General features: G+C 56.5%; 13 protein-coding genes and 1 tRNA gene. 4 read left to right on the top strand and 10 right to left on the bottom strand.

All coding sequences use genetic code 11. The annotated features are described in order from the left end of the window. Positions 1 to 16 precede the first annotated feature (16 nt). The 10 genes from V7730_RS18670 to V7730_RS18625 form a co-directional block, all read right to left on the bottom strand. The gene (locus V7730_RS18670; RefSeq protein ID WP_335749095.1) at positions 17 to 235 is read right to left on the bottom strand and encodes a hypothetical protein; all 219 of its coding nucleotides are present in this window, start codon (positions 233 to 235) and stop codon (positions 17 to 19) included. A gap of 112 nt (positions 236 to 347) precedes the next feature. Further along, positions 348 to 521 (bottom strand): helix-turn-helix transcriptional regulator, encoded by a 174-nt coding sequence (locus V7730_RS18665; protein WP_335749094.1) that lies wholly within the window; start codon positions 519 to 521, stop codon positions 348 to 350. A gap of 829 nt (positions 522 to 1,350) precedes the next feature. Then, entirely contained in the window at positions 1,351 to 2,544 is a 1,194-nt protein-coding gene (locus V7730_RS18660; protein ID WP_335749093.1) for a tyrosine-type recombinase/integrase, read from the bottom strand. A gap of 340 nt (positions 2,545 to 2,884) precedes the next feature. After that, positions 2,885 to 5,983 (bottom strand): efflux RND transporter permease subunit, encoded by a 3,099-nt coding sequence (locus V7730_RS18655; protein ID WP_335749092.1) that lies wholly within the window; start codon positions 5,981 to 5,983, stop codon positions 2,885 to 2,887. A gap of 43 nt (positions 5,984 to 6,026) precedes the next feature. Next, entirely contained in the window at positions 6,027 to 7,190 is a 1,164-nt protein-coding gene (locus V7730_RS18650) for an efflux RND transporter periplasmic adaptor subunit (protein ID WP_335749091.1), read from the bottom strand. 93 nt (positions 7,191 to 7,283) lie between these two features. Further along, positions 7,284 to 7,469: a hypothetical protein gene (locus tag V7730_RS18645; protein WP_335749090.1), complete on the bottom strand. Its 186-nt coding sequence runs from the start codon at positions 7,467 to 7,469 to the stop codon at positions 7,284 to 7,286. Between the two features lie 156 nt (positions 7,470 to 7,625). Further along, positions 7,626 to 9,410 carry a TRAP transporter permease gene (locus tag V7730_RS18640; RefSeq protein WP_335749089.1) on the bottom strand — a complete coding sequence of 595 codons (1,785 nt, stop codon included), beginning with the start codon at positions 9,408 to 9,410 and terminating at the stop codon, positions 7,626 to 7,628. Positions 9,411 to 9,477: 67 nt separating this feature from the next. Next, on the bottom strand, positions 9,478 to 10,437 hold the full coding sequence (locus tag V7730_RS18635; RefSeq protein WP_335749088.1) for a TAXI family TRAP transporter solute-binding subunit: 960 nt from the start codon (positions 10,435 to 10,437) through the stop codon (positions 9,478 to 9,480). A 1,165-nt stretch (positions 10,438 to 11,602) separates the two neighbouring features. Continuing rightward, complete coding sequence (locus V7730_RS18630; RefSeq protein ID WP_335749087.1) at positions 11,603 to 12,748, bottom strand: lytic murein transglycosylase; 1,146 nt, start codon at positions 12,746 to 12,748, stop codon at positions 11,603 to 11,605. A gap of 111 nt (positions 12,749 to 12,859) precedes the next feature. Continuing rightward, on the bottom strand, positions 12,860 to 13,321 hold the full coding sequence (locus tag V7730_RS18625) for a CreA family protein (RefSeq protein WP_335749086.1): 462 nt from the start codon (positions 13,319 to 13,321) through the stop codon (positions 12,860 to 12,862). Between the two features lie 102 nt (positions 13,322 to 13,423). Between V7730_RS18625 and V7730_RS18620 the strand changes: the two genes are divergently transcribed. The 4 genes from V7730_RS18620 to V7730_RS18605 all read left to right on the top strand — a co-directional run. After that, positions 13,424 to 14,659, top strand: coding sequence for a putative DNA modification/repair radical SAM protein (locus V7730_RS18620; protein WP_335749096.1), 1,236 nt, complete (start codon positions 13,424 to 13,426; stop codon positions 14,657 to 14,659). Beyond that, on the top strand, positions 14,656 to 16,086 hold the full coding sequence (locus tag V7730_RS18615; RefSeq protein ID WP_335749085.1) for a UdgX family uracil-DNA binding protein: 1,431 nt from the start codon (positions 14,656 to 14,658) through the stop codon (positions 16,084 to 16,086). The genes V7730_RS18620 and V7730_RS18615 overlap by 4 nt, the downstream gene beginning before the upstream one ends. A gap of 118 nt (positions 16,087 to 16,204) precedes the next feature. Continuing rightward, positions 16,205 to 16,281 (top strand) — tRNA-Met (locus V7730_RS18610). A gap of 394 nt (positions 16,282 to 16,675) precedes the next feature. After that, on the top strand, positions 16,676 to 18,122 hold a 1,447-nt coding region (locus V7730_RS18605; protein ID WP_335749084.1), incomplete at its 3' end, for a hypothetical protein.

Raw genomic sequence — 18,122 nt, 5'->3', positions numbered from 1 at the left:
TCGGGTTGGATACATCTTAGCACGCTGTCCAATTTTGCCGGACCACTTCAGGTGAGCGGTAGCGGGTCTTGATAGGCCAGCCGTAGTCCGATTTCAGACGGTGGATAATGGCACCGAGACGCCAGCCACGCATCTCGCTGATTTCGGTTGCGTGCGAGATTTCGCGCAGGTCCAATAGCGCCTTACAGGTCCAGCGGATTTTTGTTCCGCCTGAGTAGAATTGATCGGATTTCATAGTTTCGTCCTTACGGTTGATGCCGCAAGGCGCTGGGCGTAAGGTGATTACATTCCTTGCACGGAAAACGCTCCACCCGCCGCCCATGCGCTTTGCATGGCGGGGGGTGAAGTTATGAGTTTGCAAGTTCTTGTAGGGTCGCGTCGATGTCCGCTTCGCTCCAGTAAAGACGGGAACCGATTTTAACGGGCTTGGGCAAACGGCCCAACTCACAGTCGCGTAAAATTGTCGTGCGACCACGGCCTCCGAGTTTGGCTTGTAGATCGCGGAAGGTTAGATAGCGCATTGTGGTTCTCCGTGTTGCTTCACTAGCAACCAAAAAACACAGAGTTAGTTATTTCAAAATATGCGCCTATTAGAGACCGTACAGGATTCTCATAATCACCATAGAGAATGAACATTTTTTACCCATGGCAGAATGTCCCAATCTTCTCTGGGCGCAAAATCATAGGGCTCAATTTCCAATATATTGTCCGGTAATGGACCAACTCGCCAAATATTAGGGAAGTATTGAGGGTATTTATCAGCGATTCTCGTCTCAAGCTCAAAAGCGGTTCGTATAAGCCTCGCCAAATAGTCTTCGGAGTGTTCCATCCCTATCGGATACTTCGCTGGGTCGGAGCAAAAAAGCTCGACTGCAATAAAAGTTGCCGTACTCCTAAAAGATCGGAACCGTTTCTCGATATCAGCTCTGCCAGACGCCGAGCGAACCCTCTTAAAGTTTCCACGTTCATCCGTCTCCGTTCCTGCTTCAAAGCCAACACCATCACGCTTTATTACAGATTTAAGATACTCAGACGCTAATTTTGTCGCGCCATAAAGGGTTGGGTTTTGAACGCCACGCAACTCCAGAAGTCGGAAGCAAACCAATGTAACCCCTGCGACGGCACGTTGCCCTAGGACACGGTCATGGGCCTTTATTAACTCTTCGGTTATCTTGGTCAGTGTTTAGGCTTCTGGGCCAACTACCTTTTCCCTGTAGGATTCATCGATAAGTAGCAATTTGCATTGCCGTCTTTCATCGAAATCTTGAAAATTAGGATATGCCAGAATGCTTGCGAGCGTTTGATCTGCATTGGGTCGGAACGCTCCATCCTTAGTAAAAAGATCAATGTTCATTTGATTGCCACCACAACACCTGTCTCACCTTGACTGGAATTTAGGCTACTTCCCCAACGCTCCATCAAAGCCCGCCGTTGCTCAAGATAGTCCGTCCGTCTGTACGACAGTTCCACCGCGCCGCCCGATACATGGCCCAAACAAATTTCAGCGACTTCACGCGGCGTGTTTGTGGCCTCTGCGGTCCAGTCCCGGAATGAAGACCGGAACCCGTGCGGACGCTCGACCATGCCGCGCCTGTCCATGTATTTCGACATCGTGGCATCCGAGATAACACCCTTGCGCACCCCAGCGAACAGAAAACCATCACGCGCAAACGGCCTGGCCTGTTCGATCACCGCCAGCGCCTCCGATGATAGCGGGGCCCTAAAGTCGCTGGTCGCGTCCTTACGGCCCTTCATAGCCTCCGCAGGAATGGTCCAGACATCGCCCTCAATTTGATCCAGATGCAGGAACCGCAACGGCGCAGCCCGTACTGCCGTGAGGATAAGCAAGCGCAAGGCGAGTTCGGTCACGGTCCCTTGGTCCAGCGATTGATAGAAGGCGGGGACATCGCGCCAATGCAGCGCGGGGGTATTCTGTGTCGTGTGCCGCTGCTTCCCCAACAGCGCCTTGGCTTTGTCCACGGCCTGAATATCAACATCCAAGCCCAGCGCCGCAGCGTGACGGATGCAGATACCCAAACGGTTCATGGCCTTCTTGGCTGTGTGCGCCTTTTCGTGCCAGATCGGCGCAAGGGTGTCGCGAATGTCGCGCTGGTCAATCTCGGACACAGGAACCTTGCCCAACTTGGGAAGGATGTGCAGTTCCAGCGGAGAATACCAGCGCCCTGCCAGCCCATCACCTTTCAGTTCAGCCTTGCGGCTTTCAAATGCATCTAGGGCAATATCGCCGAGCAGGTGCAGGTTGCGCTTGGACGCACGCCGGGCGGCTTGGCGTTCCTTGATCGGGTCTTTGCCTTGTTGGGATACCCTGCGCCACTTGTCCGCTTCCAGCCGCGCCTCTTTGAGCGATACGCGGGGATATGCGCCCAGCCCCATTTCACGCCGCCGCCCGTGGACGTGAACACGCAGCACCCATTTGCCGCCGCCATCATCTTTCTTGAAAATCCACAATCCGCCGCCATCGGAATACTTGCCCGCCTGAGCAGCCTTCACTGCCTGCGCCGATAGCTTGTTCAATGCCCTCATTTTTGGCCCACCTTCCAGTCCACCCTCAACATATAGTATGAGGCGGTGCGCCGTGGAATACCAAAACACAGGAATGACCTATAAAATATGGCCTATCGGCATTTTCAGGTGTACCGCTGCACCCCAAGATATAGGGTTACAATGCCCTCCAGCAGCACCATGTTTCACTGACATTTCAAAATATTGCTTCCCGATTTAGCAGGCATGTCGCTCTGGCGCGCTCTGCATTTTTAATGCGGATGGCAGCATGCGGCTGTAAGATAGACGCGGACTGCAAGGTCGAAAGCGGCGACTTCGCCCGCCCCGAAAGGGCAGGCAATTCTTTGTATGGAGCCGTCTCTTAGGTTTTTTTACGTGTCAGCCGATGGATGACGACGAAAAATACCGGCACGAACAGGACACCCAGTACCGTACCGGAGATGGTCCCGCTCAGAACGCCTGACCCGATGGCAGTCCGTCCACCCGATCCTGCGCCGGACGAAAGCACCAGAGGCATAACACCCAGCGAGAACGCCATGGACGTCATCAAAATCGGGCGAAATCTCTGTTTCGCAGCTTCTGCAACGCCGTCGTACAATGAAGCACCAGCATCGACCTGTTCGCGTGCGAACTCGACGATCAAGATCGCGTTTTTACCGGTAAGTCCGATCACGGTCAGCAAGGAAACCTGAAAATAGACCCCATTGGCAAACCCTCCCAGCCATGCGCCGACTAGCGCGCCCACGATGCCGATTGGCATCGCCAGCATCACCGCAAAGGGAATCGACCAGCTTTCATACAAGGCTGCAAGGCATAGGAACACCGCCGCAAGCGAAAGTGCATAGAGCAGGCCAGCTTGGCCGCCCGCCTCGATCTCTTCCAACGAAAGGCCGGTCCATGCAATTTCGAACCCCGGTGGTAGCTGCTCCGCAAGCGCCTGCATCTCTGTCATGGCCTCACCGGTTGTAACCCCCTCAGCCGGGCTGCCCTGAAGCTGCACTGCTGCCACGCCGTTATAGCGATAAAGCCCCTGCGCGCCGTATTTCCAGCTCGTCTTTGAAAACGTCGAGAAGGGGACCAGTCCGCCTGTGGCGTTTCGGACCCTCCAATGTTCGAGATCTTCGGGCACCATGCGATACGGCGCGTCACCTTGGACATAGACCCGCTTCGTGCGGCTGTTATCGATGAAGTCGTTCACATAGCGGCCAGCCCACGCGATCGACAACATGTTGCCAACCTCCGTCGCCGACAGGCCCATCGCACCTGCAGCCCGCCAGTCAATGTCGATATCGAACTGTGCGGCGTCTTCCAGCCCATTGGGGCGGACCGATGCAATCTTGTCGCTTTGCGCGGCCATGCCCATCAGTTGGTTGCGAGCAGCGAGAAGTTCCTCGTGGGTTTGACCGTTGCGGGCCTGAAGGTAGAAATCGAAACCACTGACGTTGCCAAGCTCGATCACAGCTGGCGGAACAATAGGGAAGACAAACGCCTCCTGAATTTGCGAGAACGCGCCAAACGCCCGTCCAGCAATTGCCGATACGCCTTGGCCTGGACCTTCCCGCTCTGACCAATCTTTGAGGCCAACAAAAGCAAGGCCCATGTTCTGACCCTGTCCTGCAAAGCTGAAACCGCTGACCGTGAATACCGACTTCACCAAATCAGATTCGTTCTCCAGATAGTGGTTAGAAACCTTTTCCAGTACGCGGTTCGTCGCTTCGGACGTTGATCCTGTCGGGCCTTGGACGATGGTGAACAGAATGCCCTGATCCTCATCCGGCAAAAATCCGGTCGGTGTGCGGATAAAGAGCAGGATCATTAGACCGCCGATCAGCAGGTACACCAGCCCTACGCGCACCGGCCTGCGGATCAACCATCCTACAGATTTGCTGTAGCGGCCAAGCACGCTGTCAAAACCCTTGTTGAACAGACCAAACACACCGCGTTTTTTCGCCCCATGTTCGGGCTTGCGCAAAAGCGTCGCACAAAGCGCAGGTGTCAGCGTCAACGCAACCAGAACAGACAGCGCCATTGCCGAAATGATGGTGATCGAGAACTGTTGATAGATCACACCGGTTGAGCCTCCAAAGAAGGCCATGGGGATAAACACGGCAGACAGAACCAACGCGATACCAATCAACGCGCCGGTAATCTGACCCATAGATTTTTTGGTTGCCTCGTAGGGATCAAGGCCCTCTTCCTCCATCAATCGCTCGACGTTCTCGACGACAACAATCGCATCGTCCACCAGCAGACCGATTGCCAGCACCATGGCAAGCATCGTCAGCGAGTTGATGGAAAAGCCGAATGCCGCGATCACGCCGAAGGTGGCGAGTAGGACCACAGGCACAGCCAATGTCGGGATCAGGGTTGCGCGAAGGTTCTGCAGGAACAGCAGCATCACCAAAAACACCAGCCCGACCGCTTCGAACAGGGTCACAACGACTTCTTCAATTGAGAGTTCGACAAAGGGTGTCGTGTCATAGGGGACGACATGTTTCACGCCTTCAGGAAAGAAGGCAGAGACTGCCTCCAACCGCTCTTCGACCAGCTTGGCTGTGTTCAGCGCGTTTGCACCAGTGGCCAGCTGGATCGCCATACCGGCAGTGGGAGAGCCGTTGAAACGTGCGGACGTCGCATAGTTTTCGGCACCGATCTCGACCCGAGCAACATCGCGCAGCAGAACCAGACCACCGTCAGCTTCGGCGCGGATCACGATCTGCTCGAAATCCTCGGGTGACGACAGGAGAGATTGGGCAGTCACAGTCGCAGTTAGGGCTTGCCCATCAATAGCGGGAAGTGATCCGAATGAACCTGCAGAAACTTGTGCGTTTTGCGCGGACACTGCAGCTACAACATCCGTTGGAGTCAGCTGAAAAGCCGCCAATTCGTTCGGGTTCAGCCAGATCCGCATGGCGTATTGCGCCCCAAAGACCTGTACGTTTCCGACCCCTTCGAGGCGGCTAAATTCATCCACTAGGTTCGTAACAAGGTAATCTGACAAATCCACCGCATCCAGCGACCCGTCTTCGGACACCAGCGCCACAACCATCATGAAGCCGCCGGCTGATTTGCTCGCAGTGACACCCTGCCGCTGAACCGCTTCGGGCAAAAGCGCTGTCGCTTGGCTGAGCTTATTCTGGACCTGAACTTGCGCGATGTCGGGATCAGTACCTGTCTCGAAGGTCAGGGTGACGTTGGCAGCACCGGTCGATGTGGAAGACGAGTTGATGTAGCGCAGGCCATCAAGACCCGTCATCTGCTCTTCGATCACCTGCGTCACAGTGTTATTAACGGTCTGCGCCGATGCACCGGGATAAACGGCTGACACCTGAACCGAAGGCGGCGCGATCTGCGGATACTGCGCAATCGGCAGGATCATGATCGACAGAATGCCCAAGCCCATAAGCATGATTGCAATGACCCAAGCAAAAATGGGTCTGTCGATGAAATAACGTGCCATTAGGTATCCTTGTCGTAAATCACTTTATGCCGCGATGCTGGCATTAGTCAGACTGTTCGGCGCTATCGCCTTGGGTCTGTTCCTGAGGATTCACAACCGCTCCGGGCGCTGTTTTCTGAAGACCCGCAACAATGATCCGGTCCCCCTCGACAAGCCCGTCGGTTACGATCCAATCGCTGCCACGGGTCCCCTCAACCTTGAGAGTACGCGGCTCAACAACGTTTTCGGCATTTACCACCAGCGCAGTCGGTTCACCACGGCGGTCAAAGCTTACACCTTGTTGAGGTGCCAGAATAACGCCCTGCTCAGCACCGAAAGGAATTGTCGCGTTCACGTACATGCCTGGCAGCAAAATTCCGTCAGGGTTCGGGAATTTCAAACGCAAAACCGATACGCCTGTGAGCGGATCAACCTGAGGCTCAATCGCAAGAACACTGCCGGTTTGATCGTACTCGAAACCGTCCGCCAAGCTTAGCGTCACGCTGGGATCAATAGTTGCGACCACATCGCCACCTGCCAGTTTGATCGCACGGCGACGGCGCACGATGTCGGCGGCAGATGCAGTTACATCAACATAGACAGTGTCAATTTGACGAATGACCGCCAGAGGATCGGCCTGCGCCGCTGTCACCAACGCACCGGGCGTGGTTAGCGCCCGGCCAACCACACCGGAGAGCGGGGCCGTAATAATGGAGTGGTCCAGATCAATTTGCGCCGCGTTAAGCTGGGCTTGCGCAACAAGGAACGCCGCATATGCCTCGTCTCGGAGTGCATTCGAGTCATCCACCACTTTCTGGCTCACAACTTTTCGCACAAACAATTCGGCATTCCGCTTTTGGTCTTTTTCAGCATTGCTCAGAGCTACCTGTGCCTGCTCGACTGTAGCTTTGGACATCTGCACCTGCGCGCCATAGATCGCATCGTCAATCTGGTATAGCGGATCGCCCTTAGTTACTTCGCTGCCTTCTACAAACAGCCGCTCCAGAATGATTCCAGAGACTTGTGGGCGCACCTCGGCGACGCCCAGCGCCACAACGCGACCCGGTAGAACCCGCGTCTGCGTCACGTTCTGCTTTTCAAGCGTGACCACCGTGACTGCAGCAGGCGGTGGCCCTTCTTGCGCTTGTAAGCCGGTGACAGGTGTAAGCATCGCAGCCAACAAGAGCAGTAGCATTTTCGTTTTCATTTCAAACTGCGCGCGCTGCATTAGTTTCTCCTGCATCAAAGTCAGTTCTACAAGTAGCTCGAATACTGCGAGCGACCACTTTCGCCTGTCGCTGGCGACTGTGCTCTCTTTCAATCAGGCTTCAGGGGTCATTCTAACAATAGATTTTACTGTCACGCCGCGCTCGTCGTCAGCCACGGCCTCATTAATAGCCTTCAGGTCGTAGAAATTGCCCAATTTGTCAAAGGGGAACTTACCCGTCACGTAGGGATCAGCCAAAGTGAACATCAACACATCGTGAATACGGCCCGCTTCAACCACACCGATCAGTTTCTTGCATATTTGCCTGATCGAAGAGCTTCACCGCACGACTCGCCATGTCCAGTTACCCCTAACTAAGGGCACCACACCAATTGGAACGGTCTGCACAAAATCGAAAGCTATAGCCCTATATTTCGTTCCGAAATGTCAGGGTTGTCAGAACAGCAGTCCCGAAAATACAATTGCCAACCCCGCGCCAACCATCAGGATTGTTGGCAGCACGCGTTGTGCGCCGATCAACCCGTAAGAGATCAACATCAACCCCGCTGCGATCCGCAGCATGGCAACAAGCGCAGCAAACGGGTCTTGGGCCAGTCGCAGGATGTCGGGGTTCGCAATCATGCCGAGCGGAATGATGTAAAGGCCCACGCCCAGCGCCATCGCGGTCAGCGCAACCTTGAGCCAGTTCTCTCCGACCATGCCCGCAGCAATGAATACCGCGCCGCAAACCGGCGGTGTGATGGTCGACAACAGCGCGAACCAGAACACGAACAAATGCGCCTGCAACGGCTCCAGCCCCAGCTTCATCAGCGCCGGCCCCGCCACTGAAACGCAGATCACATAGGCCGCCGTTGTCGGCACCTCCATCCCCAGAAGCAGGCAGGCAAGCGCGGTCAGCAATAGCGACGGCCAGAGGAGCCCGCCAGACCCTTCAAGGATCAGCGAGGTCAGCTTGACCCCAAGCCCCGTGATTGACAGCACACCAATGATGATCGAGGCGCACAGGATGATGGATGCGATCATCGACACCTGTTTGGCTGCGTTCATGACAGCACTGGTAAAGCGCTCGATGATCTGGCCGCGGCGGCTTTGCAGATTTCCGTTTATCAGCAACAGCAGCGCGCCTACGAGGATAGCCAGTGCAGCGGCGTATTCCGGCGTATATTTCGCTACGAACATCGCCCAGAGAAGGGCGGAAAAGGGCACAAGGAAGAACAGCGAGGTGATTATTACATCGCGGCGCGCGGGCCGGTCTTCAAGGGCAACGCCTTTAAGATCAAAACGCCCCGCATAGGCATTGATGCCGAACCAGACGGCGAGGAAATAGAGGAACGCGGGCAAGGCCGCCGCCGCCATGATCGACGTGTAGGGGACGCCTGTCAGCTCAACCATCACAAACGCTCCGGCGCCCATCAGCGGAGGCATGATTTGACCGCCCGAGGACGCGACAGCTTCGACTGCTGCTGCCAAACGCTTTGGATAGCCCAGATTGGTCATGGCCGGCAGGGTGACTGCGCCGGTAGAGGCTACATTGGCCGATGCAGAGCCGGAAATAGAGCCAAATAGCGCAGATGAGATCACCGACACTTTGGCCGCACCGCCCTTGAGCCGCCCTGCGGCGGCGGCGGCAACATTCATAAAGCCCTGCCCCGCCTCGCCAGCATTCAGGACCGCGCCAAAGATCACGAAGATCGCCACAACACTAACCGACACCCCGGTGAGCGAACCCCATATCCCTCCCTCGGCAATAGTAAGCGTGCCCAGAAAGCTGGCGGTCGGCGTGCCGGAATGGCCGAATTGGCCCGGGATATATTGGCCGTACAGGCCGTAAAGCAGCGCAAGCCCCGCAACGATGGGCAGGGGCCATCCAATCGCGCGCCGTGCAGCCTCCAGCGTGACGCCAAGCAGGACAGTCGCCACCAGCGTTTGGAAATCACTCTCGAGGAAACCGTATTGGTCACCAAGGCTATCGCTGTTCACTGCGATCCAAATGGCTGCCGCCACGCCTAGTGCGGCCAGAATGCCCCCGCTAAGCAGCGATGCGCGGCTTTTGGCGCCAAACACCAGCACGAAGGGCAAAATAAAGGCCATATGCAACGGCCGACTGACAAGGTTGGGCAGCAGACCAGAGAAAACCAACATCAGGTGATAGCCGACCAGACAGGTCGCTAGCAGCAACCACAGCGCGCTTTGTAAACGGCCGTCAAAAAGCTTTGTCATGGGAATGTGGCCTTATCGCAAAGAAGTAGAAACAGGCCGGACCTTATATCCAGCCTGTTTGCGCCTGTTACTTCTGTGCGTCGGTCAGGGCAATGCCTGCCTCTTCATAGTAGCGCTGTGCGCCGGGATGGATCGTTCCTTCGATGGTGTTCATCAGGCCTTCGTTCACGCCATTCCACCAAGGTGCGTTTTCACCCAGCTTGGCTTTGCTTTCCCAAAAGGTTTTGGTCAACTGGTAGGCGGTGTCATCATCCATACCCGTGGTGGTGTAAGCGACAACCGGCAGCGATGTTGTGGTGATGTCTATGTCCTGCCCAGCATACGTGCCTGCAGGGATTGTCAGCATGGTGCGTTTGGTTTGTGCGATCTGGTCATCGGACATAGACAACACAGTGACGGGCGTGGAGGCTGCCGCTTCGATCACGTTGGGCGCAGGCCATGAGCCTGCCGTCACGAACCCGTCGATCTGCCCGTTCTTGAGCGCGGCAACCGCATTCGAAAGCTCGGCATCCGCGATCTTCACCTTCTCGGCCATGCCGAACAGTCCCAGATATTTCTCACCCTCGGTCGCCCCGAAAGAGCCTTTGCCAAGCAGAATGGTTTTGCCTTCAAGACCCGTGATATCAGTCACGCCGCTGTCTTTGGACATGACGAAATGCATGGTCAGGGACGGGATCGGGAACAGGGCGCGAATCTCATCGAACTTGGGATCACCTTTGCCTTCGAACATGGCTTTGCCACCTTGGGCAAGGCGCACCAATGCCGGCGGTGTTGTAAAGACATAGTCGCCACCGCGCGCGCGCGCTTCCATCACGTTCTGGACGGAACCCTGGCTTTCTTCGACAGTGACGATGACATTGCCATCGGTCCCTGCCTTCATAGCCTCAGCCAGTTCAACGCCCATCTGGTAGTAGGACGAGCCGGTTTTTGCCGATTTATAGGTGATACGGGTTTCAGCAGATGCCACGTTCACGCTCAAAGCGGTGAGCGCAAGAGCTGTCATTGTAGACTTGATCAGGGTTTTCATCAGAACTCCTCCTCCGGGATTTATTTGAGTGCCGACGGTGACGTTTTGCCTCGATTTTTGCAACCTCAAAACGGTACACTCACGACAACGACCGTCGGTGTTAAAGCAGAGAAATATCCGAGCGGATCGAGCTTGCCGTGCGGGCCAAATTCTCGGACACGGAGATATGCCGGTCCAAACCTCCCTGCCCTTCACTGCGAGCATTACGCAGATTATTGGCAGTGCGGGTGGCGTTTTTTCGGTTTCGATCAGGGCTGAAGCCATTGCACTGCGCTCTGTCCGGATAGCCGCACGGGCGCGAACATATTGCTTCGTGCTGATAACCTTCGACGCGTGCTGTAGATCAAGCCGGGCAAGCGCTTTGTCCTGAACGGCCAACCGCTCTGGCAGGGATGTTTGCACCAGTGCCATCTGGGCGTTGGTTCTACGCAAAGTTCGGACGACGGCGCTGGGCGTAACGGTGTCGACTTGGCGTTCAATCTTCTTTTTGCCGATAGCTTTACCAACCAGCCCCCCCCCCCCCACGGCACCGGATGCCGCACCAATCACACAGTTTTGAGCGTTTCCCACCGAAACAACGGCTATGCCGCACCCCAGCGCAGCGCCGCCCCCCGCACCCTTGAGCGTTGTTTGCACCAAGACCCTACGCGACAAAGCTGCAAGAGTTTCGCTTTGCTCATTCGCGTATTGGTCCTGCGAAGAAAAGCTCATCAGAAAGACGTCAGAACGTCTGGAGTGCGCATCAGGCGCCGGACCACACGCTGTCACAATTGCGAAAGAAAGTGGGACGAGGCGGCACAAAACTTTACGCATGCAAAAGAAATTCCAGATTGTTTTCAAATTCTCGCCAATCGCGGAATGAGGTCAAAAAAGGCAAGTTATTACAAAATTAGTTATCTTCAATTTACGCGTGTAATTTGGCGTTTCTTTTTAAATTCATAAGATTGCCAGCAGCCCAGAGTAGAAGCGCATACTCGTTTCTCCGAATGCGCCGAGCATTTCGTCGCAAGGTGCGATGGCTGGCTTTTGCTCATTCACCGCACGGCGCTGCGCGATGCATTGTTGATCGCGGCCCTGAATGTGGCCGCGATCTTACATTTGGCAAACTCGCATTGAACTGTTTCCTATGGGTACGGGTCGCCTCCAACCCATCGCCCATGTGGCTTTAGCCCAGCGCCCGCAACAATTCCTGCGAAGGCTTGCCAGTAACTGGCACCCCCTTGCTCGCCTGATAGGCACTGATCGCTTTTTCGCTGTTCGGGCCGATAACGCCGTCTGTACCGCCAGTATCAAAGCCACGCGCAGTCAAGCGTTGTTGCAACGCCACCCGATCGTCCTTCGTCAGGCCATTGGCATCCGGCGGGAAGCTAGCACGCAACGGGCCCGCGCCACCGATACGGTCAGCCAGATGGCCCACACCAATCGCGTAGGCGTCCGAGTTATTGTAGCGCTTAATTGCACGGAAATTGCTTGTCACCGCAAAGCGGGGACCACCGGGCTGCGGTTGGATGATGCTGCCCTGAGGCGCGCCGTTGCCAACCTCACCGCCCCATCTGACACCGCGCGTCCAGCCGTTGCGCTGCAGGTAAGCCGCTGTTGACGCAAGCGCATCTGTGGGGTCTTCGGACCAGATATCGCGGCGGCCGTCGCCAGTAAAGTCGACGGCAAATTCCTGATAGGATGTCGGAATAAACTGAGTGTGCCCCATAGCACCGGCCCATGATCCCGTCATGCGTGAGGCAGAAATATCTCCGTTCTGGACAATTTTCAGCGCCGCAATCAGTTGCTTTTCAAAGAACGCTCCGCGCCGCCCGTCAAAGGCCAGCGTGGAAGTGGCGGATACGACCGGCACATCGCCGCGACGCTCACCAAAGAAGCTCTCAAGGCCCCAGATCGCACAGATGATCTCGGCGTCGACGCCATATCGCCCCTCGAGCGTCTGTAATGTGCTGCGGTGGCGCGCGAAGGCGGCGCGGCCCTTGCTGATCCGTTCGTCAGACGCGGCAATCGCAAGATAATCCTCAAGGCTGCGTTTGAATTCAGTCTGGTTGCGGTCACGTTTGACACAGCCGGGCAGATATCCGGTGCCGCGAAACGCGTTGGTCAGTGTGGATTGGCTGATCCCCTGCCCTGCCGCCCGTGCGCGAAAGCTGGAGACCCAAGCATCATAGCCAGCGTTGGGGGTTGGCAGAAGGTCAGCAGGCAAGGCTCCGCCAATATTGGCGCTGCTCCGCATCGCGGGCGCACCGCCACAAGATGAGAGTGTGAGGACCCCAAGGCCCACTGCGAATTTCCGGCGTGATAGTTGCATACTGCTGCCCCGTTTTGGAGTTATGGTTTTGCGCGTATGCTATCGTATTGGATGCCCAAGGCAACAGGTCTTGGATAGGCCGCGCAATACTGCGCGGCGCTTTGCCAACGTTCAATCGGATTGTGATGGCTGGTACAGCGGCACCGTCGACAGGGACATCTTGGCCGAACCGTTCTGAATCTCGCGCGCGTGGCTGATATAGATCAGCGTTTGGTTCTTCTCGTCAAAGATCCGCTTTACACGAAGGGATTTGAACACGATAGAACGGCGCTCGCGGAAGACTTCTTCACCCTCATCGCTCCGGTCGATGTCGCCTATTTTGATCGGGCCGGTTTGACGGCAAGAGATAGAAGAATTGGATGGGTCTTCGAACCAGTTACCCTTTTGCAGGCGGTCAATAATGCCCCGCTCGAAATAGGTGATGTGGCAAGTAACGCCTTCGACTTCGGGATCTGCCAGAGCTTCGATGATCAAATCGTTGCCAAACCAGTCAACGTCGACTTCGCCCACCGCCTCCGCAGTCAAAGCGGCTGGGAGGGCGATGGCGGCTGCGGTGAGGAGATATTTAATCATGACCACAAACGCACGGCAGCGGGGAAAGTTCCCCCTGCGGCAAAAATGCTTTGCAGCGCTCCGCTATTGCCAGAAGAGCGGTGAGAACATTATATGAACATTATGACAAAAATGACTCTCCAAGAAAAACTCGCTGTGCTGAGCGATGCTGCAAAATACGACGCGTCTTGTGCCTCCTCTGGCACAACGCGACGCAACAGTGCTGATGGGAAGGGGTTGGGAAGTACCGAAGGCTCGGGCATTTGCCATGCCTACGCGCCGGACGGCCGCTGCATCAGTTTGCTTAAAATCCTGATGACCAACTTCTGCATCTACGACTGCGCCTACTGCATCAACCGTGTCTCATCAAGCGTGCAGCGCGCGCGGTTCACGGTAGAAGAGGTCGTGCATCTGACGACCGAGTTCTACCGCCGTAACTACATCGAGGGACTTTTTTTATCCTCGGGCATCATCAAAAGCCCCGATGACACGATGGCAGACATGGTGCGCATCGCGCACGAGTTGCGCCATACCCATAACTTCCGGGGCTACATTCACCTAAAGACGATTCCAGACGCCGCGCCGGAGCTGATAGAGCAAGCAGGCTTACTGGCTGACCGTCTGTCTATGAACATCGAATTGCCCACTGACGCCGGCATCAAAGCCTACGCCCCCGAGAAGAACGGCGATGAAATACGCCGCGCCATGGGACGGGTGGAGCTGCGCAAGCAAGCGTCAAAGGAGCGGACGCACACAGGAAGACGGGCAGCGAAATTTGCGCCGGCCGGGCAGAGCACGCAGTTGATCGTGGGTGCGGACGGTGCGGATGATGCGACGATCCTGAACAGCTCAACGCGGCTCTATAGCTCGTACAAGCTCAAGCGGGTCTATTACTCTGCCTTCTCCCCCATTCCGGACAGCGCGGCCTCTCTCCCGCTGATCAAACCGCCTTTGATGCGCGAACATCGGCTCTATCAGGCAGATTGGCTGCTGCGGTTTTACGGGTATCAGGCCGATGAGATAGTGACGTCCTCACAAGGCGGGATGCTGGATCTTGAAATAGACCCAAAGCTGGCGTGGGCGCTGTCCAACCGGCAAATATTCCCGGTGGATATCAACCGCGCATCGCGCGGTCTGCTGCTAAGGGTTCCGGGTTTCGGAACAAAATCGGTGGCGCGCATCCTGTCAGCACGACGGAACGGGGCGCTGGGGTTTGGTGATCTCAAACGCATAGGGGCGCTGGTGAACAAGGCCAAACCGTTCATTGTCACGCGCGACTGGTCGCCGGGCAGCATGACCGACGCGGCCAACCTGCGCGCACGGTTCGCACCACCGCCAGAGCAATTGAGCCTACTGTGATCTACGCACCGTCCCTGCCCCGCCTGGGCGTCTTCGCGGCATGGCGCGATGCAGCACGCGCGCTAGCCAGCAATAATGTGTCCCCAGATCAGATCCAGTGGAGGATGGAGGGGGCTGAATGCGGGCTATTTGGGTCGGGCGCTGCCCTGCCCGCGGCACAACCAATGACCATGCCGAAAGATTTTTTACCTCTGGCTAAGCTTGTTTGTGCCAGCCGTGCCACAGGCGCGCACGATCTACTCTACCGCGTTCTGCTGCGCTGTCGCGGCAATGCAGGCCTGCTGGGCAACCGCGCCGACGCCGAGGTGCAACAACTCGAAGCATTGGCTAAAAACATCCGCCGTGACATGCACAAAATGAAAGCTTTCGTACGCTTTCGCGAAGTAACGCCGCAGGGTGCCAACCGCCGCCAGTTCCTCAGCTGGTTTGAGCCTGACCACTGCATCGAGGAGTTGATCGCAGGCTTCTTCACTCGACGATTTGCAGACATGGATTGGGTGATTGTCACGCCAGAAGTGACCACCAGGTTCGAAGGCGGCACGCTCACCCATGAAGCTTTGCGCAGCGATCGTCTTGATCTTAGAGACGAAATCGAAAACCTGTGGCGCACCTACTACGCCAACATTTTCAATCCAGCTCGCCTTAAAATCAAAGCGATGCAGTTGGAAATGCCCAAAAAATACTGGAAGAACCTGCCAGAAGCGGACCTGATCCCCGGCCTTATCGCGCAAGCTGAGGCGCGCGTGCATCAAATGCAACAAGATGCCCCCACGCTCCCACCTATGCGCGCCGAACGAATATTGGACCGACTACCTGCGCGCGCTAAGGCTGAGAACATCCACGACTGCGCCCGCTGCCCGATAGGGGCGCAAGCGACTCAGGCTGTTCCGGGCGATGGGCCGCACGACGCGCGCCTTATGATCGTGGGGGAACAACCAGGCGATCGGGAAGACCTAAGCGGCAAGCCCTTCGTCGGCCCCGCAGGACAGGTGCTGGATAGCGCCTTGAGCGAAGCCGGATTGGACCGCAGTGCGGCCTATACCACGAGCGCGGTCAAACACTTCAAATTCCAACCTCGCGGAAAACGGCGCATCCACCAAAGCCCGAACCGGTCCGAGATATCAGCCTGCCGCATCTGGCTGACGCAAGAGATCGCAACCATTCAGCCGGCACTGATCGTGGCGCTCGGTTCCGCCGCCGCTGAGGCATTGACGGGGAACGGCGCGCAAATCATGGTACGGCGCGGAAAGATTGAAACCAGCCTTGAAGGGCTGCCTGTGCTTATATCAGTGCATCCATCTGCAATTCTGCGCAGCTCTGACAGCGCGAACCTACGGGGCATGATGCTGGACGATCTCAAGCAGGCCAGAATCATGATTGACGCGCTAGAGAACGGCACTCAGGCCACCCAAGCCGCCCTATCTTAGATCGCACAACAAGGGCCTTACCCCTAGAAATGCTGCGGGCGCAAATTTTTCTGATTTTCATGCCGGTTTGTGCTTGTGCTCCCTGTCCGACAGGCATAATAAAGCCAAACGAAATTGGCGCGGGATGGAGCAGCCCGGTAGCTCGTCAGGCTCATAACCTGAAGGTCGTAGGTTCAAATCCTACTCCCGCAACCAATTTCTCTGATTAGCATCAGCATGTTAACGGCCACCTTTGGGTGGCCTTTTGCGTTTCCGGCGGTGCTACGCTGGTGCTACAAATTATAGTGACAAACTCGTGGAGCGACTCAACACGTTCACCACAAGCCAAATATCTCTGGTTAAGCGCGGAGGGAAAGCAACGTAATTCGGTAACAACTACGGCTTGGCTGGTCTGCCCAAACGGCCCCCAATCAGACCAAAACCCCGATCAATCTCGCCGTCCAGATCGAAAGTCGCGCTTAAATCGGTCGTCAGATTCCCGAACCACCGCACATCGGGTTACGAAGGCTTGTTCAGTGCGCAAAACAACGTCATGCATGCGGGAGGATGTTCTGCTTGGGGATGTCGGTTAAATAAATTAAGGAATTTCATGGCACTTATTATCCGCAGCAACGATCAGACCACCGGCGACACGATCAGCAACGGCGACGACTACATCCTGCGCGACAGGGTGCTGGTCAGCAGCAACAGCACCAACGCACTGCTGTTCGACACCGTCGACAACAGTTTTGCACAGATCGCGGGCGCCCTCGCCGTGTCCGGAACGGGAGCGGCCCTTCGGGTCAACTCGAACTACGTCACGGTCGATATCCTACCGACCGGATCACTGGCAGCATCTAGCATCGCACTAAATATCCAAGGAACGGATGCGACGGTCTACAACGCAGGCAGCATCCTTTCCAGGCAGGGCGCGGTGCTAATCGCAGCCACGGGGACAGGCGCTGTGGTGGTCAATTCTGGATCGATGACCGGGGGATTTGCCTTTAGCATCTACGCGAACGACACAGAGATCACCAATAGCGGCACCATCACAGCCGGAACCGACGCCATGTTTGTCGGCGCAGCAGCGGACGGCCTGTCGCTGGACAACAGCGGCACCATGCGCGGAGGCCAAAATGGCGTCACTCTGAACAACGACGGGCACACTGTTGTCAATTCCGGCCAGATAGCCGGTGGACGCGACGGTATCACAGTCGATGGCGATCGCAACAGCATCATCAATTCCGGCACGATTGACGGGGGCCGCTTCGGTATCTTCTCGGAAGCACCAACCGCCGGTTCTTTGACGCAGATCCAGAACACCGGGCAGATCCACGGTGACGAAGCTGGGCTTCGGGCGTCGAATAGGGTGATCCTTGGATCCTCCGGCACGCTGTCAGGCAGAGACGGGATTGTGTTTCAAGCTGGGGCGGATGGCAGCGCCGTGTCCAACTCCGGGCGGATCGACGGCAATTTTAGCGGCTTCACTATATTTACGGGCGTGGACAACGTGTCCGTTGGCAACACCGGCGTGATCGCAGCGCAGTCCTTTGGGGTTTTCAGCCTTGCTGCGAACACGAGGGTCACCAACAGCGGCACGATCGAGACCGGCGCGGTGGGCACTGCGGTTTTTTTCAACGGGGCAAGCGGAAAGCTGGTCAACACCGGGACGATCAATGGCGGAAACAGCGGCATTGCAACCGGATCGGGAGCAACCGACAGCACGATCATCAACAACGGCACGCTTACCGGCGCAGCCAGAGCATTGTCCGTCAATGCAACAGGCACGGTGCTTCAGAACAGCGGCATGATTCAGGGTCAGGTGGGCTTCACTGCAGCCGGACTGGTGATCAATAGTGGCACGATCAATGGCGATATCGACCCGACCGGAACAGGCCCTGCAATAGACATGTCAAGCAGCGCGGACACGGTTGTCAATCGCGGCACCATCGTCGGTGACGTACAGCTTGGCGCAGGCAATGACATCTATCGCGGCTTTGGTGGCACCGTTCTAGGCACCATCGATGGCGGTACGGACAACGACACCTATTTCATCG

Source organism: Sulfitobacter sp. (genome assembly GCF_036961165.1).
Lineage (GTDB): Bacteria > Pseudomonadota > Alphaproteobacteria > Rhodobacterales > Rhodobacteraceae > Sulfitobacter.
The sequence above is the reverse complement of the archived record's forward strand: the minus strand, read 5'-3'. Positions and strand labels throughout refer to the sequence as shown.